General features: G+C 59.9%; 1 protein-coding gene. It reads right to left on the bottom strand.

Going from position 1 to position 2,082, the window contains the following annotated elements; genetic code table 11:
- The coding region (locus tag ACRDUX_RS39415) for a type I restriction endonuclease subunit R (protein WP_526422752.1) at window positions 1-2,082 on the bottom strand (2,082 nt) is incomplete at both ends.

Raw genomic sequence — 2,082 nt, 5'->3', positions numbered from 1 at the left:
GTCGAGTTCACCCGCGAGAGCATCGATAATCTCGATAGGCGATTCCCCTTCCTTGGCTGCGCCGTAGACGGCGAGAGCCTTCTCCAAGTTCCGGAAGACTCCGACGTAATCGACAATGAGACCGTTGTCCTTTTCAGGGAAGACGCGGTTGGCGCGGGCGATGGTCTGCATGAGGGTGTGGTTTTTCATCGGCCTGTCGAGGTAGATGGTCGACACGCTCGGGGCGTCGAAGCCGGTCATCCACATCGCGCACACGAAGACCAGGCGCAACGGATCGGTCGGCTCTTTGAACTTCTCCGCAAGGTCTTCGCGGTTCATCCGCTCGCGGTGGGGTCGAATGTCGAGGCCTAGGTCGTCGAGCGTCTTCAGCTCGTTCTGGCTTTGGGAGACTACGACTGCCATGTCGGTGGTTTCCATCAGCTCAATCCGCGATGCCAGCCAAGGACGCTCCAGCTCTGGCAGCGCGTCGTGCTGGCGTCGCAGATCGGCGAGGTGCTCGGCCCAAATTTCCTGGACGAGGTCGTGCATTCTCACGGCCGCGGCTTTGTCGAGGCCGACGTACATCGCCTTGCCTGAGAACCCGCGTCCAACGAAGTGTGAAACAAGGTCTTGCGCAAGGGTCTTCAGGCGTTCAGGACGGGTCAGCAGGGTGTACTGGGTACCGAATTTGCGTGCCAGCGCGCCCTCAGCGTCTTCGTCGAGTTCGGCTTCCTCCAGGAGCGCGTCGAGTTCGTCTGCGAAGTCGGCGTTTTTGAGTTGTAGCTCTGGGATCCGGTTTTCGTAGTAGAGGGGGACCGTGGCGCCATCTTCGATGGCGTCGCCGAAATTGTAGATACTGACGTAGTCGCCGAACTGCTGGCGGGTCGCCTGCTCTTCGCCAGCGATTAGCGGGGTTCCGGTAAAGCCCATCATCGAGGCGTTGGGCAGGGCGGTTCGCATGTTGAGCGCGAGGGTGTCGTACTGACTGCGGTGTGCCTCATCGGTGATGACGATGATTTCGGACCGGTCAGACAGCACCGGCATCTCACGTTCACCCTTGGACGGTTGGAACTTCTGGATGAGCGTGAAGACGTAGCGGTGGTCGGCTGCCAGCAGTTCACGCAGGTGCGCGATGGAGTCTGCGTGGACCCGGGCTTCGGGCGGGATCGCGCCGGCATCAGCGAACTCGCCGTGGAGTTGTGTGTCGAGTTCGGTTCTGTCAGTGACCATTACGAAGGTCCATTTGCCCCGGACGTGGCGGAGCACCTTCTGGGTGAACCACAGCATCGACAGACTCTTGCCCGATCCCTGGGTATGCCAGAAGACTCCGAGGCGTTTGTCGTGCACCGCGCGCGTGCGATAGAGATTCTCAATCGCAGCATTGACGCCGAGGTACTGGTGCGAACGCGCGACGATCTTGATCAACCCTCCGGGGCGTTCCATGTAAGCAACGAAGTTTTCGAAGAGATCGAGCAGGCTCGCAGGATTGCAGGTGCCGCGAAGAGCTGTCTGCAAGGCGATCTCACTACGGGCGCCGAAGGCGTCAATGACCTTCCAGTCCGAGAAGAAGTCCCACGGGGCATACGTCGATCCGACTTTCGCCTTACTGCCATTGGACAGCAGGACAAAACAATTCGGTATGAAGAGTTGCGGGATGGTGTCGCGGTAGTCGGTGACGTTGTCGTCGTAGGCCGACTTGACCGGCGCATTCGGCTCTTTGAACTCCAGCACTACAAGCGGTACGCCGTTGACGAACAGGGCGACGTCGAGGCGGCGGCTGTGCAACGGGCCCTTAACCCACATCTGTTGAACCGCCAGCAGGTCATTGTTCAGTGTGTCTCGCAGATCGATGTAGAGGATCGTGTCGGTTCGCTTGTCGTCGTTGTCATCTACCCAATCGGCTTGGTATCCGTCGCGCAGCAGGTCGTAAACCTCACGGTTGGCGCGGACCCGATCCATCACCGAGCGGTCCTTGGTCAATGCCTCAATCGCCTCGTTGACCGCGAGGTCGGGCACGTCTTCGGCGTTTAGATTTCGCATCGCTAGGCGCAGACGATGGGTCAGAATCACGTCGTGCTGGGAGTCACGTCCAAGCGTGCCCTC

The sequence above is a fragment of the Mycobacterium sp. genome, from assembly GCF_050701675.1.
Classification (GTDB): Bacteria; Actinomycetota; Actinomycetes; order Mycobacteriales; family Mycobacteriaceae; genus Mycobacterium.
This window is presented reverse-complemented; position numbering and strand designations above follow the sequence as displayed.